This is a genomic window from Enterobacter sp. TMH.L2 (assembly GCF_050847315.1).
In the GTDB taxonomy this organism is placed as follows: domain Bacteria; phylum Pseudomonadota; class Gammaproteobacteria; order Enterobacterales; family Enterobacteriaceae; genus Cedecea.
On the sequence record NZ_CP193791.1, the window covers coordinates 3349647 to 3374375 of the forward strand.

General features: G+C 54.1%; 23 protein-coding genes, 3 tRNA genes and 3 other RNA genes. 9 read left to right on the top strand and 20 right to left on the bottom strand.

All coding sequences use genetic code 11. The annotated features are described in order from the left end of the window. Positions 1 to 27: 27 nt before the first annotated feature. On the bottom strand, positions 28 to 1026 hold the full coding sequence (gene pgl / locus ACREYP_RS16125; RefSeq protein ID WP_008456226.1) for a 6-phosphogluconolactonase: 999 nt from the start codon (positions 1024 to 1026) through the stop codon (positions 28 to 30). A gap of 128 nt (positions 1027 to 1154) precedes the next feature. Here pgl and ACREYP_RS16130 point away from each other — a divergent pair, with 128 nt between their 5' ends. Then, entirely contained in the window at positions 1155 to 1985 is an 831-nt protein-coding gene (locus ACREYP_RS16130) for an HAD family hydrolase (protein WP_498880986.1), read from the top strand. Here the strand turns inward: ACREYP_RS16130 and modC are convergent, their stop codons facing one another. From modC to ACREYP_RS16155, 5 genes are all read right to left on the bottom strand, one after another. After that, positions 1986 to 3044, bottom strand: a complete 1059-nt coding sequence (gene modC / locus ACREYP_RS16135; RefSeq protein WP_336709390.1) for a molybdenum ABC transporter ATP-binding protein ModC — start codon at positions 3042 to 3044, stop codon at positions 1986 to 1988. After that, complete coding sequence (modB, locus tag ACREYP_RS16140) at positions 3044 to 3736, bottom strand: molybdate ABC transporter permease subunit (RefSeq protein WP_008456216.1); 693 nt, start codon at positions 3734 to 3736, stop codon at positions 3044 to 3046. The genes modC and modB overlap by 1 nt, the downstream gene beginning before the upstream one ends. Continuing rightward, positions 3733 to 4509, bottom strand: coding sequence for a molybdate ABC transporter substrate-binding protein (gene modA, locus ACREYP_RS16145; protein WP_008456214.1), 777 nt, complete (start codon positions 4507 to 4509; stop codon positions 3733 to 3735). The genes modB and modA overlap by 4 nt, the downstream gene beginning before the upstream one ends. A 187-nt stretch (positions 4510 to 4696) precedes the next feature. Beyond that, on the bottom strand, positions 4697 to 4849 hold the full coding sequence (locus ACREYP_RS16150; RefSeq protein ID WP_008456213.1) for an AcrZ family multidrug efflux pump-associated protein: 153 nt from the start codon (positions 4847 to 4849) through the stop codon (positions 4697 to 4699). Positions 4850 to 4940: 91 nt separating this feature from the next. Beyond that, a complete protein-coding gene (locus ACREYP_RS16155; RefSeq protein WP_166995322.1) occupies positions 4941 to 6503 on the bottom strand; it encodes an AbgT family transporter in 1563 nt (520 codons plus the stop codon). A gap of 299 nt (positions 6504 to 6802) precedes the next feature. On the opposite strand from ACREYP_RS16155, the gene modE reads away from it, so the two are divergent. The 7 genes from modE to gpmA all read left to right on the top strand — a co-directional run bounded on the left by modE (position 6803) and on the right by gpmA (position 14579). Next, the gene (modE, locus tag ACREYP_RS16160) at positions 6803 to 7594 is read left to right on the top strand and encodes a molybdenum-dependent transcriptional regulator (RefSeq protein ID WP_008456206.1); all 792 of its coding nucleotides are present in this window, start codon (positions 6803 to 6805) and stop codon (positions 7592 to 7594) included. 77 nt (positions 7595 to 7671) lie between these two features. Continuing rightward, the gene (gene modF, locus ACREYP_RS16165) at positions 7672 to 9150 is read left to right on the top strand and encodes a molybdate ABC transporter ATP-binding protein ModF (RefSeq protein ID WP_498880987.1); all 1479 of its coding nucleotides are present in this window, start codon (positions 7672 to 7674) and stop codon (positions 9148 to 9150) included. Positions 9151 to 9359: 209 nt separating this feature from the next. Beyond that, entirely contained in the window at positions 9360 to 10376 is a 1017-nt protein-coding gene (galE, locus tag ACREYP_RS16170; RefSeq protein ID WP_008456192.1) for a UDP-glucose 4-epimerase GalE, read from the top strand. 9 nt (positions 10377 to 10385) lie between these two features. Beyond that, the gene (galT, locus tag ACREYP_RS16175) at positions 10386 to 11438 is read left to right on the top strand and encodes a galactose-1-phosphate uridylyltransferase (protein ID WP_336818611.1); all 1053 of its coding nucleotides are present in this window, start codon (positions 10386 to 10388) and stop codon (positions 11436 to 11438) included. After that, positions 11435 to 12583 carry a galactokinase gene (gene galK, locus ACREYP_RS16180; protein WP_166995316.1) on the top strand — a complete coding sequence of 383 codons (1149 nt, stop codon included), beginning with the start codon at positions 11435 to 11437 and terminating at the stop codon, positions 12581 to 12583. Before galT ends, galK begins: the two co-directional genes overlap by 4 nt. After that, a complete protein-coding gene (gene galM, locus ACREYP_RS16185) occupies positions 12577 to 13617 on the top strand; it encodes a galactose-1-epimerase (RefSeq protein ID WP_336709353.1) in 1041 nt (346 codons plus the stop codon). Before galK ends, galM begins: the two co-directional genes overlap by 7 nt. A 209-nt stretch (positions 13618 to 13826) precedes the next feature. Then, positions 13827 to 14579, top strand: a complete 753-nt coding sequence (gpmA, locus tag ACREYP_RS16190) for a 2,3-diphosphoglycerate-dependent phosphoglycerate mutase (RefSeq protein WP_008456186.1) — start codon at positions 13827 to 13829, stop codon at positions 14577 to 14579. A gap of 225 nt (positions 14580 to 14804) precedes the next feature. On the opposite strand, the gene aroG is transcribed toward gpmA, so the two are convergent. Continuing rightward, positions 14805 to 15857 (bottom strand): 3-deoxy-7-phosphoheptulonate synthase AroG, encoded by a 1053-nt coding sequence (aroG, locus tag ACREYP_RS16195; protein ID WP_008456184.1) that lies wholly within the window; start codon positions 15855 to 15857, stop codon positions 14805 to 14807. 332 nt (positions 15858 to 16189) lie between these two features. Between aroG and zitB the strand changes: the two genes are divergently transcribed. Further along, positions 16190 to 17125: a CDF family zinc transporter ZitB gene (zitB, locus tag ACREYP_RS16200; RefSeq protein WP_008456181.1), complete on the top strand. Its 936-nt coding sequence runs from the start codon at positions 16190 to 16192 to the stop codon at positions 17123 to 17125. Here zitB and pnuC read toward each other — a convergent pair whose 3' ends face one another. The 13 genes from pnuC to tolR all read right to left on the bottom strand — a co-directional run bounded on the left by pnuC (position 17126) and on the right by tolR (position 24729). Further along, positions 17126 to 17842 (bottom strand): nicotinamide riboside transporter PnuC, encoded by a 717-nt coding sequence (gene pnuC / locus ACREYP_RS16205; protein ID WP_166875773.1) that lies wholly within the window; start codon positions 17840 to 17842, stop codon positions 17126 to 17128. Between the two features lie 23 nt (positions 17843 to 17865). Continuing rightward, on the bottom strand, positions 17866 to 18927 hold the full coding sequence (gene nadA, locus ACREYP_RS16210; RefSeq protein WP_336818634.1) for a quinolinate synthase NadA: 1062 nt from the start codon (positions 18925 to 18927) through the stop codon (positions 17866 to 17868). Positions 18928 to 19307: 380 nt separating this feature from the next. After that, positions 19308 to 19383 (bottom strand) — tRNA-Lys (locus ACREYP_RS16215). A gap of 47 nt (positions 19384 to 19430) precedes the next feature. After that, positions 19431 to 19546, bottom strand: a non-coding RNA gene (locus ACREYP_RS16220) — RtT sRNA. Positions 19547 to 19559: 13 nt separating this feature from the next. After that, a tRNA-Lys gene (locus ACREYP_RS16225) sits at positions 19560 to 19635 on the bottom strand. 46 nt (positions 19636 to 19681) lie between these two features. Continuing rightward, positions 19682 to 19797, bottom strand: a non-coding RNA gene (locus tag ACREYP_RS16230) — RtT sRNA. A 13-nt stretch (positions 19798 to 19810) separates the two neighbouring features. Then, a non-coding RNA gene (locus ACREYP_RS16235) (RtT sRNA) lies at positions 19811 to 19926 on the bottom strand. 13 nt (positions 19927 to 19939) lie between these two features. Then, positions 19940 to 20015, bottom strand: a tRNA-Lys gene (locus ACREYP_RS16240). A gap of 164 nt (positions 20016 to 20179) precedes the next feature. Beyond that, positions 20180 to 20965, bottom strand: coding sequence for a cell division protein CpoB (gene cpoB, locus ACREYP_RS16245; RefSeq protein ID WP_008456174.1), 786 nt, complete (start codon positions 20963 to 20965; stop codon positions 20180 to 20182). A gap of 9 nt (positions 20966 to 20974) precedes the next feature. Further along, a complete protein-coding gene (gene pal / locus ACREYP_RS16250; RefSeq protein ID WP_008456172.1) occupies positions 20975 to 21496 on the bottom strand; it encodes a peptidoglycan-associated lipoprotein Pal in 522 nt (173 codons plus the stop codon). 31 nt (positions 21497 to 21527) lie between these two features. Beyond that, positions 21528 to 22820: a Tol-Pal system beta propeller repeat protein TolB gene (tolB, locus tag ACREYP_RS16255; protein WP_008456170.1), complete on the bottom strand. Its 1293-nt coding sequence runs from the start codon at positions 22818 to 22820 to the stop codon at positions 21528 to 21530. 131 nt (positions 22821 to 22951) lie between these two features. Further along, positions 22952 to 24271 (bottom strand): cell envelope integrity protein TolA, encoded by a 1320-nt coding sequence (gene tolA / locus ACREYP_RS16260; protein WP_498880988.1) that lies wholly within the window; start codon positions 24269 to 24271, stop codon positions 22952 to 22954. 32 nt (positions 24272 to 24303) lie between these two features. After that, complete coding sequence (gene tolR, locus ACREYP_RS16265) at positions 24304 to 24729, bottom strand: colicin uptake protein TolR (protein WP_008456166.1); 426 nt, start codon at positions 24727 to 24729, stop codon at positions 24304 to 24306.

Sequence of the window (24729 nt, forward strand, 5' to 3'; positions counted from 1 at the left end):
GCGGCGAGGTTTTTTTATGGCTGACAATCAGTGCGCGTTAATCACAACCCACATTGGGCCCTGCCCGACGGCGTAGCGGCCTTTTTCTTCCAGCAGCCCCTGCTCGCCGTTAATTTTGTACACGGCGGCATGATGGGATTTCTGCCCAACGGCAACCAGGTACTTACCGCTGTGGTCAACGTTGAAGCCGCGAGGCTGCTCTTCCGTAGGCTGGTAGCCTTCGATATTCAGCACGCTGCCATCTTCGGAAACGCTGAAGACGGTAATGATGCTGGCGGTGCGGTCACAGGCATAAAGATGGCGACCGTCCGGGGTGATGTGGATATCGGCAGCCCAGCGGGTACCGGTGAAACCTGGCGGCATAAAGTCCAGCGTCTGCACGCATTCAATTTTGCCGTGAGGGTCGCGCAGTTCCCAGACATCAACGGTGCTGTTCAGCTCGTTCACGCAATACACATACTGCTGGTTCGGGTGAAATGCCATGTGGCGCGGGCCTGCGCCCTCAACCGTCGTGACCTCAGCAGGCGTTTGCGCCACCAGCTTGCCGTCATCGGACAGCGTGAACAGGCAGATACGATCCTGCTTCAGCGCAGGCGTCCAGAGCGTGCGGTTATCCGGGGAAATATTCGCTGAGTGGCAGCCGTCCAGCCCTTCAACCACATCGACGGTTTCGCCCGGCAGGCCATCGTTTTCAAGGCTAATCACCGCCACGTTTGCCGCGTTGTATGACGCGCTGAACAGAAAGCGGCCTTTGCGATCGGTAGAAATGTGGGTTGGGCTGCCCGGCAGAGGTGCCACGCCAGCCTCTGTCAGAGAGCCATCATCCGGCGTAATGCGGTAAGCCACTACGCGAAACTCGGGGCGCACGCCAACGTAAAGGAAGCGTTTATCCGGGCTGATAACCATCGGCTGAACTTGCCCTGGGGCATCAACCACCTGCACAAGGGTCATTTCACCGCTGGCATGCAGCGTCCAGACGTGGATCTGCTGGCTTTCCGGGCTGGCGGTATAAACTGTCTGTTTCATGACTTTACTTTCCTCCTGACGTCGTAAGTAAGCATCATAAGGCCGGCTCACGGCGCGAGCTATTTTGCGCTATAGCGTGAGCGGTGTACCATCGGAACGAACCTTATGAATAATGACTGGAACCCTAAATGAGTTATCGCGTAATTGCTCTCGATCTCGATGGCACCCTACTGACCCCGCAAAAAACCATTCTCCCGGAGTCCATTACGGCCCTTCAGCAAGCTCGCGAAGCGGGCGTGAAAGTGGTTATCGTAACGGGTCGCCATCATGTCGCCATACATCCTTTTTATCAGGCACTGGCTTTGGATACACCTGCAATTTGCTGTAATGGCACTTATTTGTATGATTATCATGCAAAAAAGGTTCTGGCGTCCGATCCTCTTCGCCCGGAGCAGGCCGCACAAATGGTGGATTTACTGGCAGCTCACCGGGTACATGGCCTGATGTACGTCGACGATGCGATGCTTTATCTCGAAAGCTCAGAACACGTCAAGGCCCACGTCGCCCGCACCCAAACCTGGGCGCAATCATTACCTGAACAGCAGCGGCCGGTTTTCCGTAGCGTGCCTTCACTCAAAGAGGCGGCTCAGGATGTGGAGGCTATCTGGAAATTCGCCCTGACGGATTCAGATATTCCTAAGCTCAAGCAGTTTACCGTTGAGGTAGAGCGCGAACTGGATCTCTCCTGCGAGTGGTCGTGGCACGATCAGGTTGACGTCGCCCAGCGAGGCAACTGTAAAGGCGCCCGTCTGGCTCAGTGGGTAGCGTCTCAGGGTCTGGCCATGGATCAGGTGATTGCGTTCGGTGACAACTACAACGATCTGAGCATGCTGGAAAGCGCCGGGATGGGCGTGGCCATGGGCAATGCTGACGACGCAATTAAATCCCGCGCCGATATAACTATCGGCACGAATCTGGAAACCGGAATCGCCGAAACGCTTTATAAGTACGTGCTGTAATCAGGTTGCGATCGACACGCTTTTCACTTGCGCATACAGCCACTGGCCGGGTTTTACCGCCAGTTCGTCCCGGGCCCAGGGGCTGATGCGCGCCCACAGCGTGCGGGAGCCCACTTCGAGCTGAACCTCCACCTGCCCTTCGTCGTCAAAGCACTGGGCAACCCTTGCCCGCAGCACGTTACGAATACTACTGTTAACCGGCGGCTGAAGCACCAGCGAGACGTCAGAAGCCTGGATGCGAATGCGCAGTGGGGCCTGCACCGGTTTGTCGATTTTGTTCACCCACAGGTGCTGATCGCCAAGCGCCAGCGCCGTCATAGCGTAATGAGGATGATGCTCGAGCACGGTCACTTTCAGCACGCTGCTTTGCTGCTCTTTAGGCAGCCACGGATGCATCACGCTGCTGCCCCAAACCTCTTCAAGGTTACCAAACGCTTTAACATTTCCCGCATCCAGCACCAGCACTTTATCCGCCAGATGTAAGATTTCCTCCAGCGAGTGGCTCACGTACAGCATGGGAATATTGATCTCGCGGGCGAGCCGCTGGAGATAAGGTAACAATTCACGTTTACGGGGAATATCCAGAGAGGCTAGCGGCTCGTCCAGCAGCAGCAGTTCCGGCGCGGTCAGAAGTGCCCGTCCAATGGCAACACGCTGCTTTTCACCGCCGGAAAGGCTCCAGGGAAAACGCTCCAGCAACTCTTCGATGCCGAGCAATGCCACCAGCTTATCAAACTGGCCGGCCATGCTTTTTGCCATGCCGTATTTTAAATTGCCGCGAACTCGGTAGTGCGGGAACAGGCGCGCATCCTGGAAGACATAGCCCACCCGGCGTTTTTCCGGCGGCAGATAAAGCTGTTTTTCGGCATCGCTCAGAACGCGATCGTTCAGCACGATACGCCCCTTCTCCGGCTTAGTCAGGCCGCTAATCGCATTGATTAATGAGGTTTTCCCTGCCCCAGAAACGCCAAAAACAGCCGTGATGCCCTGGCCCGGCAGGGTTTCGTTGATTTCCAGCCGGTGCGTACCCAGCGTCTGAACGAAGTTAAGTTCCAGCATCAGTTTGCCCCCATACGCTTGCGGCTGACTCTCGCCAGCCATTCGGCCACCAGCAGCGAGGCCATCGCCAGCGCGATAGCGATCAGGCACAAACGTGCGGCGGCGCTTTCTCCGCCGGGGGTTTGAATCAGGGTATACATGGCCGAAGGCAGCGTTCGGGTTTCACCGGGAATGTTGGACACAAAAGTAATTGTCGCGCCAAACTCGCCCAGCGAGCGGGCAAAGGCCAGCACGGTACCCGCAATAATACCCGGCAACGTTAACGGCAAAGTAATGGTGCAAAAGACACGCCAGCGCCCTGCGCCCAGCGTTCTGGCGGCCTGCTCAAGACGGAGATCAACCCCTTCCAGCGCAAGGCGGATTGCCCTGACCATCAGCGGGAAAGACATAACCGCCGCCGCCAGCACCGCCCCTCGCCAGCTAAAGGCGAAGGTAATGCCAAACCAGTCATACAGCCAGGCACCAATAAAACCGCGACGGCCAAAAGCCACCAAGAGCAAATAGCCCACCACCACCGGCGGCAGGACTAAGGGAAGATGAATCAGGCTATCGAGCAAGGCTTTGCCCGGGAAGCGGCAACGAACCAACACCCAGGCAAAGAAGATCCCGACAGGAAGGCTGAAGAGTACCGCAATAGATGAGACTTTTAGGCTTAGCAGTACCGCCTGCCACTCGGGATCGCTCAATATCATTGTTTCGTCGTAAATCCGTATTTTTGGAAGACTTTCGCCGCTTCCGGTCCTTTCAGATAGCTATAGAACGCGGTCACTGACGGGTTATCGTGGCCTTTCACAATCGCAATCGGGTATTCCACTTTCTTGTGGGAATCTTCCGGGAAGGTGCCCACGACTTTTACGCCTTTTCCAGCGACGGCGTCAGAACCGTAAACGATGCCCAGCGGCGCTTCGTCGCGCTCAACCAGCGCCAGCGCACCACGGACATCTTCCGCCGGAGCAAGTTTACTGGATAAACTGTCCCATGCGCCCAGCTTTTGCAGCGCCTCTTTGGCGTAAATCCCCGCAGGAACATGATCGGGATCGCCCACGGCCAGACGGCCACCTTTCAGCAGCGATGCCCAGTCGGTTTTCGCATCAATGGTGATGTCGCCCTGCTTGCTGGCGGTTGGCGCGACGACAACCAGGCTGTTACCCAGTAGCGTTTCGCGAGTGTCCGTTTTGATGGTGTCTTTCTCAACAGCATAATCCATCCATTTCTGATCGGCAGAAATAAAAAGATCGGCCGGCGCCCCCGCTTCAATCTGGCGAGCGAGCGTGGAAGAAGAGGCAAAAGAAGCAGCAATCTCAACTTTCTTCTCTTTCTGATATTGCGTGGCAATATCCTGCATCGCATTGGTTAACGACGCCGCCGCAAAGACGGTAATTTTACTACTTTCAGCCAGTGCCTGGCCTGCCAGAGAAACAGATAATGCCGCACCCAGGGCGAGGCGAACCCAACGTTGATTCATGTTTTCACTCCGTTTGTTTCGTTATGTAACGTGAAATATAACGATTGCAATGCGGAAGATACAGAATTTATCGGCAGAAAGAAGAAGGGCTTTAAAGTTCTTGACGGAGATCAACGGAAAGAGCGTATGTAGAGGGCGCTAAGGCGGCAGAAAGAGAAAACCCGGCAAATGCCGGGCCTTCAGGGAATCAGTGATGCTGTTTCGGCTGTTGGTCGCGATGACCGACTTTTGAAAAGACGTTAAACACTTCACCCAATCCGTAGATGAGACCGAGGATCACTGCCATCACAACCGGCACCATGACCACGGCAAACACCAGGCTTTTCAATAACTCGAACATAGTTGCCTCCGGCAAAAGCGAGAGTGATTATTCTAGCGTCAGTTGAGAAAAACGCACTCTCCTTTTGTGCCATTTGCCCGCCCGCCTCGGCTTATCCGGCTGACCAGGTATAAGGTGCCGCAATACCAAGCGGCATTTCAAGCCCCCACCATACCAGCAGGAAGAGGCTCCAGCTCACCAGGAAGGCGATAGAATAAGGCATCATCATCGACACCAGCGTGCCCACGCCAGCGCCTTTCACATAGCGCTGGCAGTAAATCACGATCAGCGGGAAGAACACCATCATCGGCGTGATAATGTTTGTGGAAGAATCACCGATGCGGAATGCCGCCTGCGTAAGCTCTGGCGATATCCCAACGGCCATAAGCATCGGTACCATAATAGGCGACAGCAGCGCCCATTTTGCCGAAGCCGAACCAATCAGCAGATTAACCAGCGCCGTCAGCAGCACCATACCGATGATTGTCGCCTCTCCCGGCAGCGCCATGGCTTTCAGGCCGTCCGCCCCCGCCAGCGCCACCAGCGTACCAATATTCGAATCGCTGAAGGCTTTGATAAACAGCGCACAGAAAAACGCCATCACCATATAAGAACCCATTTTGCTCATTGAGTCGTTCATCGCCCCAATGACGTCTTTCCCCGATTTAAAGGTACCTGCCGCAAAACCATAGACAATGCCCGGCAGGATAAAAATAAGGAAGATAAGCGGCACGATTGACTTCATGATAGGCGCGCCGAAGTCGGTTAACGCGCCTTCAGGGCTGCGCAGCGTTGAGCTTTCAGGCCAGGCGACAGCGGCAAGCCCCAGCAAACTAAGGAGCATCACCAGCCCCGCACGACGGAATGCCCGGCTCTCTTCTGGCGTGACGCTGGACATATCTTCATCATGCTTAAAGTCGCCATCAACCGCCATTTTACTGACCCGGGGCTCGACGATTTTCTCCGTCACCCACCAGCCAACGAGAGTAATCAATATTGTTGAGCCGATCCCGAAGAACAGATTACACAGCGTGTTCACGGTATACGTTGAGTCGAGCAGCTGAGCCGCGGCCTGGGTGAAACCTTGCAGCAGCGCGTCGTTCCCCGTTGGCACCATATTGGCCGCAAAGCCACCGGATACGCCGGAAAATGCCGCCGCGATCCCCACCAAAGGATGGCGCCCGGCAGACATAAAAATAATGGCACCGAGAGGGATCACCAGCACATATCCCGCATCCGCCGCGACGTGGCTAAACATAGCGACAAAAATCAGCATCGGCGTCAGCAGTTTTTTCGGCGTAACGCGCAGCATTTTTTTCAGCGCAACGTTAATAAAGCCGGAGCTTTCGGCAACGCCGACGCCCAGCATCGCCACCAGAACAATGCCTAAAGGAGCAAAGCTGGTAAAAGTGGTCACCATCGTAGAAAGCGTAAGCGTTAACGCCTCGGCGGAAAGCAGGTTATTGACCTGCACGGCCTGCTGCGTTACCGGATTAACGATGTCAAACTCCAGCTGTGACAGCACGGCGGACAGCCCCATCACAACCAGTAAAAAATAGAAGAAAATCAGCGCGGGTTCCGGCAGTCGGTTACCAGCTTTTTCGATGGCGTTAAGAAAACCGTTCAGTAAGCGGTTATCTTTTGCCTCATTTCCTTTTGTTGTCGACGTACTCATAGTTGCCCCCAATCCCGACAAATGTCTGTGCTGTCATCCAATGTACGGCAGGGATAATAAAGGTAATGACACGATGAAACTATTCTTTTAATGAAATTAATCTCTGAATAAGACCGGGTTAATAAAAATTAAAATCTAATAAACAGACAAAAACTGGTTATTAATTCGATATAATCGAACAGTAACCATGAAATCGCTGTGCTCAATCAGGAACGATTTGTCCCCTGGCGGCGAGCTGATATAATTTTCCCCATGATTACAAAGGGAAACGCTGAGCCGGTTTGCGGCGCGGAGAAACTATGCAGGCTGAAATTTTATTAACGCTGAAACTCCAGCAACGGCTGTTCGCCGACCCGCGACGCATTGCGCTGCTTAAACAAATTCGCCACACGGGCTCCATTAGCCAGGGTGCAAAACTGGCGGGTATCAGTTACAAAAGCGCCTGGGATGCCATTAACGAAATGAACCAGTTGGCAGAATCAAGCCTGGTTGATCGCGCCACCGGCGGCAAAGGCGGCGGCGGTGCCGTCCTGACACGATACGGCGAGCGCCTTATTCAGCTTTACGATCTGCTCGCGCAAATTCAACAAAAGGCCTTTGATGTTCTGCAGGATGATGCCCTGCCTTTAGACAGTCTGCTCGCCGCCATTTCCCGCTTTTCGCTGCAAACAAGCGCCCGCAATCAGCTGTTTGGTACGGTACTTAAACGCGATGACGAACAGGTTCAGCAGCACGTCGATATTCTGCTGGCTGACGGTGAAACTCGTCTGAAAGCGGCGATTACCCGCCAAAGCGCAGAGCGGCTTGGGCTGGACGAAGGCAAAGAGGTATTGGTGCTTATCAAAGCGCCGTGGATAGACGTCACCACTGATGCTAATGCGGCGGGCAATGCCGATAACCAGTTGCCGGGCAAAATCAGCAGCATTGAGCAGGGCAAAGAACAAAGTGAAGTGCTGGTTCAGTTGGCGGATGGCCAGACGCTGTGCGCCACCCTGCCGAATATCCACGTAGAACAACAGGCGCTGGCAGAAGGTGCTAAGGTCACAGCATATTTCAATGCAGACAGGGTGATTGTCGCGACACTCTGCTAAAAGTCCGCTTCTCATTGACATCAGCGCAGACACGCCGTATTTCTGTAGCCTCATCGCTGCAAAAAATGGGATAAAACATGTCTGCGTTGCAAATTTCGCAAGGTACGTTTCACCTTAGCGACATAAAAACCCTTACCCTGAACGACCTTACCCTTCGCGCCGGAGAAAGCTGGGCCTTTGTTGGGGCGAACGGCAGCGGCAAATCCGCTCTTGCCCGTGCGCTGGCCGGTAGCCTGCCCATCATGAAGGGCGAACGCCACTGCGGCTTCACCCTCATTGCTCATCTCTCTTTTGAACAGTTGCAAAAGCTGGTCAGCGACGAATGGCAGCGTAATAACACCGATATGCTAAGCGCCGACGAAGACGACACCGGTCGCACCACCGCAGAAATTATACAGGAAGAGGTGGTCGATGAGGCTCGTTGCGGCGAACTGGCCGCGCTGTTTGGCATTGAACATTTGCTCACTCGCCGCTTTAAATACCTGTCGACGGGGGAAACGCGCAAAACGCTGCTTTGCCAGGCGTTGATGTCAGAGCCAGAACTGCTGATCCTGGATGAGCCGTTCGACGGGCTGGACGTGAAATCCCGCCAGCAGTTGGCAAGCCTTCTCGAGCAGCTTAGCGCCCAGGGCTACACCCTGGTTCTGGTCCTGAACCGATTCGATGAAATCCCGGATTTTGTGCAATTTGCCGGCGTGCTGGCGGACTGCACGCTGACAGAAAGCGGTAAAAAGCAGGCGCTACTTGAGCAGGCGCTCATCGCTCAGTTGGCCCACAGCGAGAAGCTGGCGGGCGTGGCGCTCCCGGAAGCTGACGATCCGTCCGCTCGCTATACGCTGCCGGAAAACCAGCCTCGTATTGTGCTTAACGATGGCGTGGTGGAATACAACGATCGCCCTATCCTGCACAAACTTAGCTGGTCAGTGAATCCCGGCGAGCACTGGCAAATTGTCGGCCCTAACGGCGCAGGAAAATCAACGCTACTCAGCCTGATCACTGGCGATCATCCGCAGGGCTACAGCAACGACCTGACGCTGTTTGGCCGCCGCCGGGGCAGCGGCGAGACAATCTGGGATATTAAAAAGCACATTGGGTACGTCAGCAGCAGTCTGCATCTGGATTACCGCGTGAGCACCACCGTGCGAAACGTTATTCTGTCGGGCTATTTTGACTCCATTGGGATCTACCAGGCCGTTTCGGATCGTCAACAGAAGCTGACCCGCGAATGGCTGCATATGTTAGGGATGGATAACGCCACCGCCGATGCGCCATTCCATAGTTTGTCCTGGGGGCAGCAGCGCCTGGCGTTAATCGCCCGCGCACTGGTCAAGCACCCCACATTGCTGATCCTCGATGAGCCTCTGCAAGGGCTGGATCCGCTCAACCGGCAGCTGATACGCCGCTTTGTCGATATTTTGATTGGCGAGGGAGAAACGCAGCTGCTGTTTGTGTCCCACCACGCCGAAGATGCGCCGCAGTGCATTACCCATCGGCTGACGTTCATACCCGACGGCGACAAATACGGCTACCAGCTGGAAAAAATTCTTCCCGCATAATCTCGCAACACGCGGCGGCTATTCCTGACCTGACTTTCGGAATAGCCGTACGCTTTTATTCTACCTGTCTGTTTTACAATACCTTGTATACTGCTTTAGCCATATTATTGACGCAGTGTAAACGATACCACTAATCTGGTGTATATCACATTTTTCAGCCATCTGTTATGCTATGGTTATCTTAACCCATAGGCTATATGGAGCGAAAAATGAGAGTTTTGGTCACAGGTGGTAGCGGTTACATTGGAAGTCATACCTGCGTACAATTGCTGCAAAACGGTCATGACGTGGTGATCCTCGATAACCTCTGCAACAGCAAACGCAGCGTACTGCCAGAAATTGAACGTCTGGGCGGCAAGCATCCGCTGTTTATCAACGGTGATATCCGCGACGAAGCCCTGCTGGCAGAAATTTTCCACGATCATCGTATTGACGCCGTAATCCATTTTGCCGGTCTGAAAGCCGTCGGCGAATCGGTGAATAAGCCGCTGGAGTATTACGACAACAACGTGACCGGCACCCTGAAGCTTATCGCCGCCATGCGCGCGGCAAATGTCACTAACTTTATCTTCAGCTCTTCCGCTACCGTTTACGGCGACCAGCCTCAAATCCCTTATGTAGAAAGTTTCCCTACCGGTAAACCCGCCAGCCCTTACGGCCAAAGCAAGCTGATGGTTGAGCAAATTCTTACCGACCTGCAAAAAGCCCAGCCAAACTGGAGCGTTGCGCTGCTGCGCTACTTCAACCCGGTTGGCGCCCATCCGTCGGGCGATATGGGTGAAGATCCTCAGGGCATCCCAAATAACCTGATGCCGTACATCGCGCAGGTTGCCGTAGGCCGCCGTGACTCGCTGGCAATCTTTGGTAACGATTACCCAACCGAAGATGGCACCGGCGTGCGTGATTACATCCACGTGATGGATCTCGCCGACGGCCACGTCGCCGCTATGCAGGCACTGAACGGTAAACCAGGCGTCCATATTTACAACCTGGGCGCAGGCGTCGGCAGCAGCGTGCTCGACGTGGTGAACGCCTTCAGCAAAGCCTGCGGTAAACCGGTGAACTACCACTTTGCCCCTCGTCGTGATGGCGATCTGCCGGCCTACTGGGCCGACGCCACCAAAGCCGACAAAGAACTCAACTGGCGTGTCAGCCGTTCGCTGCAGGAAATGGCAGACGATACCTGGCGCTGGCAGTCACGCCATCCCCAAGGTTATGAAGATTAAGGATATGTGATGGAGCAGTTTAACCCGGTCGATCACCCGCATCGCCGCTATAACCCGCTAACGGGTCAATGGATTTTAGTTTCGCCACATCGGGCGAAACGCCCCTGGCAGGGCGCGCAGGAAACCCCTGCGCAAGAAAAACTTCCGGCACACGATCCGGACTGTTTTCTTTGCCCAGGGAATACGCGCGTTACCGGGGATAAAAATCCCGAGTACACCGGCACTTTCGTTTTTACCAACGATTTTGCGGCGCTGATGACGAACACGCCCGATGCCCCAGCGAACCACGATCCCTTGATGCGTTGCGAAAGCGCGCGCGGTACCAGCCGGGTTATCTGCTTCTCTCCCGACCACAGTAAAACATTGCCAGAGCTTACGCTTCCCGCTCTGGAAGAAGTCGTACAAACCTGGCAACAGCAGACCGCTGAGCTGGGGCAGACATACCCGTGGGTTCAGGTATTTGAAAACAAAGGCGCGGCCATGGGCTGCTCCAACCCACATCCTCACGGACAGGTTTGGGCAAACAGCTTTTTGCCTAATGAGGTCGCCCGTGAAGATGCCCTACAACGTGAATATTTCGCCCACCAGGACACCCCAATGCTGCTGGACTACGTGCAGCGTGAACGGTCGGACGGTAGCCGCACCGTGGTTGAAACCGAACACTGGCTGGCCGTCGTCCCTTACTGGGCAGCCTGGCCGTTCGAAACGCTGCTGCTGCCCAAAACCCACGTCCTGCGTATCACCGACCTCAGTGCAGAACAACGTGCTGACCTGGCGTTAGCGCTGAAAAAACTCACCAGCCGCTATGACAATCTCTTCCAGTGCTCCTTCCCCTACTCAATGGGCTGGCACGGCGCGCCGTTCAACGGTGAAAGCAATCAGCACTGGCAGCTTCACGCGCATTTCTACCCGCCGCTGCTGCGCAGCGCCACGGTACGTAAATTTATGGTCGGCTATGAAATGCTGGCCGAAACCCAACGCGATTTAACCGCAGAGCAAGCCGCAGAACGCTTGCGTGCCGTCAGTGATATCCATTTCCGCCAGTCAGGAGCGTCATTATGAGTCTGAAAGAGAAAACCCAGCGTCTGTTCGCTGAACAATTTGGCTACCCGGCCACCCACGCTATTCAGGCCCCTGGCCGTGTAAACCTGATTGGTGAACACACCGATTACAACGATGGTTTCGTGCTGCCCTGCGCCATTGATTACCAGACGGTTATCAGCTGTGCCAAACGAGACGACCGTATCGTGCGAGTTGTTGCCGCCGATTATGACAATCAACAGGACAGCTTCTCCCTTGATGCCCCTATCGTCTCGCATAACACGCAACAGTGGGCTAACTATGTTCGCGGCGTAGTGAAGCATCTGCAAAAGCGAGATAAAAACTTTTCCGGCGTGGATATGGTGATCGGCGGGAATGTGCCGCAGGGCGCAGGGTTAAGCTCGTCAGCCTCGCTGGAAGTCGCGGTCGGCAAAGTCTTCCAGCATCTGTACCACCTGCCTCTGGATGGCGCTCAGCTGGCCCTCAATGGCCAGGAAGCAGAGAACCAGTTTGTCGGCTGCAACTGCGGCATTATGGATCAGCTGATTTCCGCCCTTGGCAAGAAAGACCACGCCCTGCTGATTGATTGCCGCTCCCTCGGAACGAAAGCGGTATCCATGCCAAAAGGCGCTGCAGTAGTCATCATCAACAGTAACTTCAAGCGCACGCTGGTGGGTAGCGAATACAACACCCGCCGCGAACAGTGTGAAACCGGTGCCCGTTTCTTTAGCCAGAAAGCCCTGCGCGACGTTGAGCTGGCAAAATTCAATGCCGTAGCGCACGAGCTGGATCCAATTGTTGCCAAACGTGTTCGTCATGTGCTGACCGAAAATATCCGTACCGTGGAAGCCGCAGATGCACTTGCCAAAGGTGACCTGGTTCGCATGGGCCAGCTGATGGCCGAATCTCACGCCTCCATGCGCGATGATTTCGAAATCACCGTGCCACAAATCGATACTCTGGTAGAGATCGTCAAAGCGACGATTGGCGAGAAAGGTGGCGTACGTATGACCGGCGGTGGTTTTGGGGGCTGTATTGTCGCCCTGGTGCCCGATGATCTCGTTCCGGCCGTGAAACAGGCTGTGGAAGAACAGTACGAGAGCAAAACCGGGATTAAAGAAACCTTCTACGTTTGCAAAGCCTCCGAAGGAGCAGGTCAATGCTAAAAGAGACGCCGCAGCTGGCGCCGGACGGCCAGCCGTTTCGGCTTACCACCCTGCGCAATAGCGCGGGGATGGTTGTCACCCTGATGGACTGGGGCGCGACCTTGCTTTCCTGTCGGGTGCCGCTCAAAGACGGTAGCGTGCGGGAAACGCTGCTGGGCTGCGCTTCGCCTGAGCAGTATTTACAGCAAAGTGCCTTTATGGGTGCGACCGTCGGGCGCTACGCTAACCGTATTGCCGGAGGGAAGCTTACCGTTGGCGGTGAAATGCTCCAGCTTGAGATTAACCAGGGCGAAAATCAGCTTCACGGCGGGCCGGAAGGCTTCGACAAACGCCGCTGGCGCATTGCCGTGCAAAATGAGCAGGCTGTGACGTACGCGCTGGATTCCTGCGACGGCGATCAGGGTTTCCCCGGTAAATTACACACCACGGCGCGCTATGCCTTAACGGAAGATAACCGCATCAGCATCGAGCTTCGTGCCACCGTCGATAAGCCGTGCCCGGTCGGTCTCACCAATCACGCCTACTTCAATCTTGACCGCGTTCAAAGCGATGTGCGGCAGCATAAACTTCAATTGCTGGCCGACAGCTATTTACCGGTCAACGCCAGCGGCTTGCCTGCTGGAGACCTGAAAGAAGTAGTCGACACCAGCTTTGACTTTCGTGAACCTAAAACGCTTGCACAAGATTTTCTGGCCGACGCCGATCAGCAAATCACCAAAGGCTACGACCATGCTTTCCTGCTGCAGGCCAAAGGCGATCTCAGCCAACCCGTGGCACGACTCTGGTCCACCGACGGTGCGCTGGAAATGAACGTGTTTACGACGGCGCCCGCGCTACAGGTCTATAGCGGAAACTATCTGGCGGGCACCCCTGCACGCGATCAAGAAAGCTACAGCGACTGGAACGGTCTGGCGCTGGAGAGCGGCTTCCTGCCGGACAGCCCAAATAACCCGGAATGGCCGCAGCCGGACTGCTGGTTAAAACCGGATGAGACGTATCTCAGCATTACGGAATACCAGTTTCAGCCCCATTAAAACCCATTGCCCTTTTCATTAAGGGCAATTTCTCACCAAATCGCTGACTTTCCCGCCAGATCGAGCCAAAAATATAACAACCTTTTACAACCATCTTACACTCCACGCGCTTTTTCGCTATGTTAAACGTTTATCATTGCCGTGGCTTATGGCGCGGCAATATAATGATAATTGTTATCATTAATCCCAGGCTCATTAAGGAGTAAATCATGGCTGTTACTAAGCTGGTACTGGTTCGTCACGGCGAAAGCCAGTGGAACAACGAAAACCGCTTCACTGGTTGGTATGATGTTGATCTGTCTGATAAAGGTCGTACCGAAGCTAAGGCTGCCGGTAAGCTTCTGAAGGATGAAGGCTTCACTTTCGACTTCGCTTACACCTCTGTGCTGAAACGTGCCATCCACACTCTGTGGAACATCCTCGATGAACTGGACCAGGCCTGGCTGCCGGTCGAGAAATCCTGGAAACTGAACGAGCGTCACTACGGCGCCCTGCAGGGTCTGAACAAAGCGGAAACCGCTGAAAAATACGGTGACGAGCAGGTTAAACAGTGGCGTCGCGGCTTCGCGATCACCCCACCAGAGCTGTCTAAAGACGACGAGCGCTTCCCTGGCCACGATCCACGTTACGCTAAACTGACCGACAGCGAACTGCCAACTACCGAAAGCCTGGCGCTGACCATCGACCGCGTAACGCCTTTCTGGAATGAGTCTATTCTGCCACGCATGAAATCCGGCGAGCGCGTTATCGTTGCGGCTCACGGTAACTCCCTGCGCGCACTGGTTAAATACCTGGATAACCTGAGCGAAGATGAGATCCTCGAGCTGAACATCCCTACCGGCGTGCCGCTGGTTTATGAGTTCGATGAGAACTTCAAACCGCTGAAACGTTACTACCTGGGCAACGCTGACGAAATCGCAGCGAAAGCCGCCGCAGTAGCCAACCAGGGCAAAGCGAAGTAATTCTCCGCCCATGAAAAAAGGCGTGGTAAGCACCACGCCCCAAGACTGCTGACAAACCTATGGTTATAGAAGAAATACCAGAAGGCTTGTTGAAAAAGAGGAAAATCAATTCATTGATTTTCGGCTGATAACCACAAAGAGGGAAAAACCAAGATTTTTCCCTCTTTGTCAGCAAACAAAAGGCGTGGTAAGCACCACGCCTTTTTTATTGCTCAAATCAGGCCATTAGCCGCGACGAGCTTTTACCGCAGCAGCAAGCTGACGCAGCGCCACTTCTGTATCATCCCAGCCAATGCAGGCGTCGGTAACGCTTTTGCCGTAGACCAGCGGCTCGCCGCTCTCCAGGCTTTGGTTGCCTTCTACCAGATGGCTTTCAATCATCACGCCGATGATAGCCTTTTCGCCGCCGGCAATTTGGCCGCAAACGTCGGCAGAAACATCCATCTGCTTTTTAAACTGTTTGCTGCTGTTGGCGTGGCTGAAATCGATCATCACCTGTGGCTCAAGCCCCGCTTTAACCAGACCAGCTTTGACCTCTTCCACATGCTTCGCGCTGTAGTTAGGCTCTTTGCCGCCACGCAGAATAATGTGGCAGTCACCGTTCCCGCTAGTGTTGACGATAGCGGAATGGCCCCACTTTGTTACGGACAGGAAGCAGTGCGGTGCTCCAGCGGCGTTGATGGCATCAATCGCAACTTTGATCGTGCCGTCGGTGCCGTTTTTAAAGCCAACCGGGCAAGAGAGGCCGGAAGCCAGTTCGCGGTGTACCTGTGATTCAGTGGTACGCGCGCCGATAGCGCCCCAGCTCATCAGATCCGCCAGATACTGAGGCGTGATCATATCGAGGAATTCCCCCGCTGCTGGCAGGCCGGAATCGTTGATATCCAGCAGCAGTTTACGCGCAATACGCAGACCGTCGTTAATCTGGTAGCTGCTGTCCATGTGCGGATCGTTAATCAGACCTTTCCAGCCCACGGTGGTGCGCGGCTTTTCGAAATATACGCGCATCACCACTTCCAGTTCGCCCTGAAGCTCTTCACGCAATGCCAGCAGGCGCGCGCCGTACTCTTTGGCGGCTTTGGTGTCGTGGATGGAGCAAGGCCCGATCACCACCAGCAGGCGATCGTCGCTGCCTTTAAGGATTTTATGGATCGCTTTACGCGCCTGAGAGACAGTGTGGGCGGCTTTTTCAGTGGCGGGGAATTTTTCCAACAGCGCTACAGGGGGGAGAAGCTCGTTGATCTCTTTAATTCTTAAGTCGTCGTTCTGATAATTCATGATATTTCCGGGGTCATCCTGATATTTTTCTTCGTTGCAATCCTTTCAATCTAACTCGCATAACCACAAGTGTAAACGGGCTTTTACACTTCTAATAAATTAATCCTGAAAACTCGAAAAAAACAGTGAAAACAGAATGAGAATCGATGGATTAACGCCATTTTTCAATGTTTACCACTGAAGGATGTTAAATTTTCAATATTGAATGCTATTTTGAAAATTAAGGTCCCATTCCCATTTTTGACTCGCAGGATTTTTCAGCCTCTTTCAACCAGTTGAAACCATGGAGCGGTTATAATTAGCCCACCGGGATTAATTTTTTGCGAGAGATCATGGCGCATTCACACCAAAATACCTCTGCTGATAGCAACGTAAAACGCCTGCTGTTTGCCTTTCTCATCACGGCAATTTTTATGGTTGCCGAAGTTATCGGCGGCCTGCTTTCCGGCTCGCTGGCTCTGCTGGCCGATGCCGGCCATATGCTCACCGACGCAGCAGCGCTGCTGTTTGCTTTGTTGGCCGTGCATTTTGCTCGTCGGCCGCCCAACGCCCGGCATACCTTTGGCTGGCTGCGCCTGACGACGCTTGCCGCTTTTGTAAACGCTATCGCTTTGGTGGTTATCACCATACTTATCGTCTGGGAAGCGATTCAGCGCTTCTCAAATCCTCAACCTATTGCAGGCTGGGCAATGCTGACTATTGCGATCGCCGGGCTGCTGGCGAACCTGGTCTCTTTCTGGATCCTGCACAGCGGCAGCGGAGAGAAAAACCTCAACGTCCGTGCGGCAGCGCTGCATGTTCTGGGTGATTTGCTGGGTTCAGTGGGGGCAATTGTGGCCGCGGTGGTGATCCTCTGGACCGGCTGGACGCCGATTGACCCAATCCTGTCGGTGCTGGTGTCCTGCCTGGTGCTACGCAGCGCCTGGAGTTTGTTGAAAGAGAGCGTCAATGAGCTATTAGAAGGTGCGCCGGGCGCCATCGACATTGCAGCCCTGAAGCGCAATCTTTCCCGCTCGATACCAGAAGTGCGTAACGTGCATCACGTCCATATCTGGCTGGTAGGTGAAAAACCGCTGATGACGCTGCATGTTCAGGTTGTACCGCCCCACGATCATGATGCTTTGCTGGCGCGCATACATCACTTCCTCGAGCACGAGTATCAGATAGAGCATGCCACGGTACAGATGGAGTATCAGGTTTGTCACGGCCCGGACTGCGACCTGAATGAGCATGACCACAGCGCTGGTCATGCCCATCATCACCATTGATCAGGAGAAGGCGCGCGAGCCGGACTGCCGCGCGCTGTTAATCCACATCCGGCTGCCATTCAGCGCAATGAACGTCAGAATGAGGTATTCCAGCGACATCGCGTAAACGCCCTGCAGGGCAAAGATAACCACGCTGATGACGTTAATGACCGTCCACAGCAGCCAGTTTTCCACGTATTTCCGGGTCATAAGAATCATCGCCACAATCGACAGCACCATCATGCACGAGTCCCAGAACGGATAGGCGTCTGGCTGTAGTTCCGGCAAGGTGACGTTCAGCCCCAGACTCTGCATCACAGACACCGCAACCCGGGTCAGGAAGGCAAAGACCGGATCGATAAACAGCGTCATCAACCCAATCGCTGCGACGATAATCACCAGCCATGCAATTGCCTTAGGCAAAGGTAGCCAGCGAATTTGCAGCAGGGATTGATGGTTACTGCTTTGCCGCGACCAGGCGTACCAGCCGTAAATGTTCGCCACAAAAAAGAACAGCTGCAAAAGAAGGCTGGCGTAGAGCTGAATCTGAAAGAAAATGATGGCAAACAGCGTGACGTTAATTAACCCGAAGGCATAGTTGCCTATCTTCTCCAGGCTGGCAAGCCAGATACATAGCAATCCCGCCAGCGTTCCCACGGCTTCAATCCATGATAAGTCATACCCGCCCGCCCCAATGGGGATGTGGACGAGAATGTTCTGCGTGCTAAAAAAATCCATGAACTCCCCAGAGCGTAATACTGTTACGCGTTGCCTTTAATCTTTCGACGCAATTCTGCCGCAAAGTCTAGCATGCGATTAAGTGGAACCAGCGCGCCTTCACGCAGCGCCGCATCCACTTCAATCGTGTGTGCGGCCCCGCCCTGCTCCAGCCCCTCAGCAATCGCTTTAAGCCCGTTCATTGCCATCCACGGGCAATGTGCACAGCTGCGGCAGGTTGCCCCTTCTCCTGCGGTTGGCGCCTCCAGTAGCTCTTTGTCCGGACACGCCTGCTGCATTTTATAAAATATCCCGCGATCTGTAGCCACAATAAGCTGCTGGTGAGGCAGAGTTTTAGCCGCATTGATCAGTTGGCTGGTCGAGCCTACAGCATCGGCCATATCCACCACGGCCTGCGGTGATTCAGGATGAACCAGCACCGCTGCATTCGGATACAGCGCCTTCATCCGCGCCAGCGCCTGAGTTTTAAATTCATCATGCACGATGCAGGCACCCTGCCAGCACAGCACATCGGCACCGGTCTGCTTTTGCACGTAGCTGCCAAGGTGGCGATCCGGTGCCCAAATGATTTTCTCACCCAGGCTGTCGAGATGCTCAATCAGTTCTACCGCAATACTGGACGTCACGACCCAGTCCGCCCGGGCTTTTACCGCCGCAGAGGTATTAGCATAGACGACCACCGTGCGATCCGGGTGCTGGTCGCAGAAAGCGTTGAACGCCTCAATCGGGCAGCCGAGATCCAGTGAGCATTCGGCATTGAGGGTAGGCATTAAAATGGTTTTTTCGGGGCTAAGGATTTTCGCCGTTTCGCCCATGAAACGAACCCCTGCGACCAGTAACGTGGACGCCGGATGGGTAGCGCCGAAGCGAGCCATCTCGAGCGAGTCAGAAATACACCCGCCGGTCTCTTCCGCAAGAGACTGGATTTCCGGGTCGGTGTAGTAGTGCGCCACCATCACCGCATCCCGCTCTTTAAGCAGGCGCTTGATTTTTTCACGATAAAATTGTTTTTCATCCCTGCTCAAAGGCGTGGGTTTCGGTGGGAAGGGATAAATCGCAGTTTCCGGGTCAAACATTACGCTCATCATGCAATCTCGTTTTACTGACTTAACATTACAGGCCAAATCAAACGTAATTTACGCCATCTTTGGCACTCATTGTTTTATATGCTAAACAAGATAGCGAAATTTAGTCGAAATGTCGTGGGTTATTGCTCGATGCGCAGAGAGAAACAGAGCAGTGGGGAATGAGTGCCGGGAATAACAGGGTTTTCAAATCGCAGATAGCAGAAAGGCGCCTTTAGGGCGCCTTTCTACACTGGTGGGTCGTGCAGGATGATTTCACCCTACGGGTCGTCGCAAGCGACGGGCAAAATCAAAAAGCGATTTTGTCGAACCTGCTGCAGGCTCGAACCCTGCCCGAATTCAGAATAGCAAAAAGGCGCCTTTAGGGCGCCTTTCTACACTGGTGGGTCGTGCAGGATTCGAACCTGCGACCAATTGATTAAAAGTCAACTGCTCTACCAACTGAGCTAACGACCCGCTTTATGCGGTTACTACTAACTTCTTTACTGTTTACTACTTTAAAGTGGTGGGTCGTGCAGGATGACTATCACCCTTCGGGCCGTTGTTATCACAACGTTGTTTCGCTCTCGCTCAACTCAAACCTGCTGCAGGTTCGAACCCTTCACGCCTTGCTACTGCTTACTACTTTAAAGTGGTGGGTCGTGCAGGATTCGAACCTGCGACCAATTGATTAAAAGTCAACTGCTCTACCAACTGAGCTAACGACCCGCTGTGCGGCTTGCTGCAAACTTCTTTACTGCTTACTACTTTAAAGTGGTGGGTCGTGCAGGATGACTATCACCCTTCGGGCCGTTGTTATCACAACGTTGTTTCGCTTTCGCTCAACTCAAACCTGCTACAGGTTCGAACCCTTCACGCCTTGCTACTGCTTACTACTTTAAAGTGGTGGGTCGTGCAGGATGACTATCACCCTTCGGGCCGTTGTTATCACAACGTTGTTTCGCTCTCGCTCAACTCAAACCTGCTGCAGGTTCGAACCCTTCACGCCTTGCTACTGCTTACTACTTTAAAGTGGTGGGTCGTGCAGGATTCGAACCTGCGACCAATTGATTAAAAGTCAACTGCTCTACCAACTGAGCTAACGACCCACTTTTGCGTCACTTTGGGTTTGTTTAGTATCCCTTGGCAACGGCGGCATATATTACTGATTTAAGATTTTGACGCAACAATAATTTTGACGCAGATCGCTCAACTGCTTATGTTTCGCACGGCAAGACCAGAAAAGCGACGATATCTGGTCAGGCCGCACGCATTATTGCGCATTCAGACGTTTTTGAGCCTGCTTTGCACCGTCAGTATTGGGATACTGTTTAACGACCTGCTGGTAGACGGCTTTCGCTTTTGCAGCGTCGCCTTTGTCCTGCATGATCACGCCAACCTTAAACATGGCGTCCGGCGCTTTAGGGGATTTCGGGTAGTTTTTCACCACGGAGGCAAAATAAAACGCCGCATCGTCCTTTTTGCCTTTGTTGTAATTCAACTGACCCAGCCAGTAATTGGCGTTAGGCAGATAAGTTGAATCCGGATACTTCTTCACAAAGGACTGAAACGCATTGATAGCATCGTCCTGGCGCGATTTATCCTGCACCAGCGCGATAGCAGCGTTGTAATCGCTATTAGCATCACCGCCTTGCACTGGGGCAGCAGGCGCCGCGTTAGAGGCCCCTGCGTCCGGCGTGGCAGTCTGGGATGCACCGGCAGCAGGCTGTTGCCCTGCTCCCGCCGCAGCGCCGCTAAGGCTATCCATCTGCAGCAAAATTTGCTTTTGACGTTCCACAACCTGATTCAGCTGATACTGACTTTCCTGGATCTGACCACGCAGGGAATCAATATCATTCTGGTTATCGGAGAGTTGCTGCTGGAGTTGGGTCAAAAGCTGACTGTGAGCGTTAGAAATACGCTCGAGTTGAGTGACACGGTCTTCGACCGAGCCTGAGCCGACACTACTGATTGGCGCCTGAGCAGTAGCGGCCCAAGGGGCCGCTATGCCAACCAGTAACGACAGACTCAACAAGTGATGTCTGAAGTTACTGCTCATGCGATTCTCTTAGTAAACCAGTACGGCACGACGGTTTTTAGCGTAAGCCGCTTCGTCATGACCCAGTACTGCAGGTTTTTCTTTACCGTAAGAAACGATGGAGATCTGGTCTGCAGAAACGCCTTTACCTTGCAGGTACATTTTAACAGCGTTAGCACGACGTTCGCCCAGTGCGATGTTGTACTCTGGGGTACCGCGCTCATCCGCATGACCTTCTACGGTCACTTTGTAAGACGGGTTGCTACGCAGGAAGTTAGCGTGTGCATCCAGCATTGCAGCGAATTCAGAGCTAACATCGTATTTGTCCAGACCGAAGTAAACGATGTTGTTCTGCTGCAGCTGTTGCATCTGCAGACGAGCCTGCTCTTCAGAAGACATGTTGCCGTGGCCGTTAGCGTCCATACCAGTGCCGGCACCCAGCATACCTTCACCGCTCTGACCATTGTTGGCGCTCTTGTTAGAAGAACACGCCGCGATAGCCATAACCGGCAGAGCAATCATCAGCCCTTTCAGCACTTTGTTCAGTTGCATTTCTTTGATCCTTTAATAATCAATATTGTTATCACAGATACGGCGACCAGGCAGGGAATTTGACCTGTCCATCAGTTGCCGGAAGACGCGCTTTGAAACGCCCATCTGTTGAAACCAAATTCAGCACGGATCCCATCCCCTGAGAAGAGCTGTAGATTACCATAGTGCCGTTAGGTGCCAGACTTGGCGTTTCATCCAGGAACGTTGACGATAAAGTTGTTACGCCACCCGCTACCAGATCCTGTTTGGCAATGTGCTGCTGACCGCTTGCGGAGCTGACCATCACCATAATTTTACCGTCGGCACTGACATCGGCATCCTGGTTCTGAGAACCTTCCCAGGACAGACGCTGCGGAGCACCGCCACTAATACTGACTTTATAAATCTGTGGACGACCCGCCTGGTCAGAGGTATAGGCCAGGGTTTGGTTGTCCGGGAACCAGGTCGGTTCGGTGTTGTTGCTGCGACCTTCAGTTACCTGACGAATCTGGCCAGAGCCCAGGTCCATCACGTACAGCTGCAGGCTGCCGGTTTTAGACAGCGCGAACGCCAGCTTAGAACCGTCCGGAGAGAACGCCGGTGCACCGTTGTGCTGCGGGAACGAAGCAATCTGACGTACTGCACCGTTAGCCAGCGTCTGCACAACCAGCGCAGAACGGCCGCTTTCGAAGGTCACATAAGCCAGTTTACTGCCGTCCGGAGACCAGGCTGGAGACATCAGCGGCTGCGGAGAACGGTGTACCACAAACTGGTTGTAGCCATCGTAATCAGACACGCGAAGCTCATACGGGAACTGGCCGCCATTGGTCTGTACAACGTAAGCAATACGGGTACGGAATGCGCCTTTAATTCCGGTCAGCTTCTCAAACACTTCATCGCTGGCGGTATGGCCGGCATAGCGCAGCCACTGTTTGTTCACTTTATAGGAGTTCTGCGCCAGCACCGTGCCCGGTGCACCAGAGGTGTCAACCAGCTGGTAAGCCACGGTGTAACTGCCGTCGCCGTTTGGCGTAACCTGACCTACCACGACGGCGTCAATACCGAGCGCGGTCCAGGCAGCAGGCTGAACTTCCTGAGCAGAACCCGGCTGCTGTGGCAGGCGAGATCTGTCGAGCGGGTTGAATTTACCGCTGTTACGCAGGTCAGCGGCAACAATACCGCCGATATCTTCAGGCGCGGCGCCAGGGCCTGCCCAGGTGAACGGAACCACACCGATTGGACGAGCAGAATCCACGCCCTGGGTGATCTCGATACGAACTTCTGCGTGCAGCACTGCTGCCCACAGCATTAAGAAACTTAACGCTACACGAAATGCCTGCTTCATCATATCTCCCTTATCCGGGCGAAAAGCCCACGATAATTTAGCAGAATGTTAACAAACCCAAATACACAAAACTACCAAAACCCTGTAACTCAGCTTAGTGTGCTTTCCCCGTCGTGACGGGGAAAACCGCGTTAAGGCTTAAAGTCGATCGGTGCGTTCTTGAAGACTTCATAAACAGCTTCACTTGGCGGCTTCGGAATCTTCGCCAGACGCGCTGCCGCAACGGCAGCCTGACAAAGTGCTGGATCACCGCCTTCTGGCTTGATATCAAGCAGAAGGCCGTCTGGTGCCAACTTGATCCGCAGCGAACAGGTCTTACCAGCAAACGAAGGATCGTTATAGAACTTACTCTCGATCGCTGCCTTTATCTGACCAGCATAGCCGTTGATCTCCGCGCCACTAGCGCCGTTGTTCTTATTATTCCCTTTTCCAGCGGCAGTTGCGGCATTACCTTTCGCCCCACCGCCCGTTTTCGGTGCATTCTTACCTGAGCTTAAATCACCGAATAAATCGTCGACGCCCTGCGCTGCGGCCTTGTCAGAAGCAGCTTTCTCAGCAGCAGCCTTTTTCTTCGCGTCGGCGGCCGCTTTCTTATCTGCGGCGGCTTTCGCTGCGGCAGCCTTGTCAGCAGCGGCCTTCTCGGCAGCTTTTTCTGCCGCTGCCTTTTCTGCAGCAGCCTGTTTCGCAGCTTCAGCTTTTTCAGCAGCAGCCTGCTTAGCTGCTTCAGCGGCGGCTTTCTTCTCCGCATCCTGCGCAGCCTTCTTAGCGGAAGCATCTGCAGCTTTCTTCTCAGCATCCTGCTGAGCTTTTTTCGCTGCAGCAGCAGCGTCAGCGGCGGCTTTTTTCTCAGCGTCAGCTGCTTTCTTAGCAGCTTCTTCAGTGGCTTTCTTCTGAGCATCCGCAGCCGCTTTCTTCGCGGCTTCTTCCGCAGCTTTGGCCTGGGCATCAGCCTGAGCTTTTGCCTGCGCGTCAGCCTGGGCTTTCGCCTGAGCATCCGCTTTTGCCTTCGCCGCTGCGGCCGCAGCTTCGGCCTGTTTTTGCTGCTCTTGAGCCTGCTTCGCTGCCGCTTCAGCCTGTTTCTGCTGTTCGGCCTGCGCTTTTGCCTGCTCCTGGGCGGCTAAACGCTCCTTCTCCAGCTCTTTCAGGCGCTGTTGTTCCGCCGCCTGTTTTTGCTGAAGCTCTTCTGCCTGCTGCTGCGCCTGTTTTTCACGCTGTTCAGCGGCGCGCTTGCTGCTTGCCTGCTGCTGCTGTTGGCGATTGTAGTTTTCCACTACCGCACCCGGGTCAACCATCACCGCGTCAATAGAAGAACCACCGCCACCGCCAGCGGATGCATCAATGTGCTCATCAAACGAGCTCCAGATCAGGATGGCAATCAAAATGATATGCAGCACCACTGAAACGATGATCGCCCGTTTTAATTTAGCGTTCTCTTCGGTTGCCTTTGACACTCTCGGTTCCCAAACGGTTTAAGCGAAATGGATCAGATTGGCTGTGTCATCAAACCAACGGACTTCACGCCCGCCTGATGCAACAGATTCAGCGCCTTGATGATCTCGTCATACGGAACATCTTTTGCGCCGCCGATCAAAAAGACCGTTTTTGGATTCGCCTGCAGACGGCGCTGCGCTTCGGCAACAACCTGCTCTGACGGCAACTGATCCATGCGATCTTTTTCAACCACTACGCTGTACTGCCCTACCCCGGACACTTCAATAATGACCGGCGGTTCATCGTTACTGCTGACGGTCTGAGAATCTGTCGCATCCGGCAGATCCACCTCGACGCTCTGGGTGATGATCGGCGCTGTTGCCATAAAGATCAGCAGCAGCACCAGCAGCACGTCCAGCAATGGAACGATGTTAATTTCTGACTTCAGCTCACGACGACCACGTCCGCGTCTGGCCAT

What these genes read in the sequence shown, in the direction of transcription:
- pgl (WP_008456226.1), bottom strand. Translation starts at nt 1,026, where the DNA reads ATGAAACAGACAGTTTATACCGCCAGCCCGGAAAGCCAGCAGATCCAC.
- ACREYP_RS16130 (WP_498880986.1), top strand. Translation starts at nt 1,155, where the DNA reads ATGAGTTATCGCGTAATTGCTCTCGATCTCGATGGCACCCTACTGACC.
- modC (WP_336709390.1), bottom strand. Translation starts at nt 3,044, where the DNA reads ATGCTGGAACTTAACTTCGTTCAGACGCTGGGTACGCACCGGCTGGAA.
- modB (WP_008456216.1), bottom strand. Translation starts at nt 3,736, where the DNA reads ATGATATTGAGCGATCCCGAGTGGCAGGCGGTACTGCTAAGCCTAAAA.
- modA (WP_008456214.1), bottom strand. Translation starts at nt 4,509, where the DNA reads ATGAATCAACGTTGGGTTCGCCTCGCCCTGGGTGCGGCATTATCTGTT.
- ACREYP_RS16150 (WP_008456213.1), bottom strand. Translation starts at nt 4,849, where the DNA reads ATGTTCGAGTTATTGAAAAGCCTGGTGTTTGCCGTGGTCATGGTGCCG.
- ACREYP_RS16155 (WP_166995322.1), bottom strand. Translation starts at nt 6,503, where the DNA reads ATGAGTACGTCGACAACAAAAGGAAATGAGGCAAAAGATAACCGCTTA.
- modE (WP_008456206.1), top strand. Translation starts at nt 6,803, where the DNA reads ATGCAGGCTGAAATTTTATTAACGCTGAAACTCCAGCAACGGCTGTTC.
- modF (WP_498880987.1), top strand. Translation starts at nt 7,672, where the DNA reads ATGTCTGCGTTGCAAATTTCGCAAGGTACGTTTCACCTTAGCGACATA.
- galE (WP_008456192.1), top strand. Translation starts at nt 9,360, where the DNA reads ATGAGAGTTTTGGTCACAGGTGGTAGCGGTTACATTGGAAGTCATACC.
- galT (WP_336818611.1), top strand. Translation starts at nt 10,386, where the DNA reads ATGGAGCAGTTTAACCCGGTCGATCACCCGCATCGCCGCTATAACCCG.
- galK (WP_166995316.1), top strand. Translation starts at nt 11,435, where the DNA reads ATGAGTCTGAAAGAGAAAACCCAGCGTCTGTTCGCTGAACAATTTGGC.
- galM (WP_336709353.1), top strand. Translation starts at nt 12,577, where the DNA reads ATGCTAAAAGAGACGCCGCAGCTGGCGCCGGACGGCCAGCCGTTTCGG.
- gpmA (WP_008456186.1), top strand. Translation starts at nt 13,827, where the DNA reads ATGGCTGTTACTAAGCTGGTACTGGTTCGTCACGGCGAAAGCCAGTGG.
- aroG (WP_008456184.1), bottom strand. Translation starts at nt 15,857, where the DNA reads ATGAATTATCAGAACGACGACTTAAGAATTAAAGAGATCAACGAGCTT.
- zitB (WP_008456181.1), top strand. Translation starts at nt 16,190, where the DNA reads ATGGCGCATTCACACCAAAATACCTCTGCTGATAGCAACGTAAAACGC.
- pnuC (WP_166875773.1), bottom strand. Translation starts at nt 17,842, where the DNA reads ATGGATTTTTTTAGCACGCAGAACATTCTCGTCCACATCCCCATTGGG.
- nadA (WP_336818634.1), bottom strand. Translation starts at nt 18,927, where the DNA reads ATGAGCGTAATGTTTGACCCGGAAACTGCGATTTATCCCTTCCCACCG.
- cpoB (WP_008456174.1), bottom strand. Translation starts at nt 20,965, where the DNA reads ATGAGCAGTAACTTCAGACATCACTTGTTGAGTCTGTCGTTACTGGTT.
- pal (WP_008456172.1), bottom strand. Translation starts at nt 21,496, where the DNA reads ATGCAACTGAACAAAGTGCTGAAAGGGCTGATGATTGCTCTGCCGGTT.
- tolB (WP_008456170.1), bottom strand. Translation starts at nt 22,820, where the DNA reads ATGAAGCAGGCATTTCGTGTAGCGTTAAGTTTCTTAATGCTGTGGGCA.
- tolR (WP_008456166.1), bottom strand. Translation starts at nt 24,729, where the DNA reads ATGGCCAGACGCGGACGTGGTCGTCGTGAGCTGAAGTCAGAAATTAAC.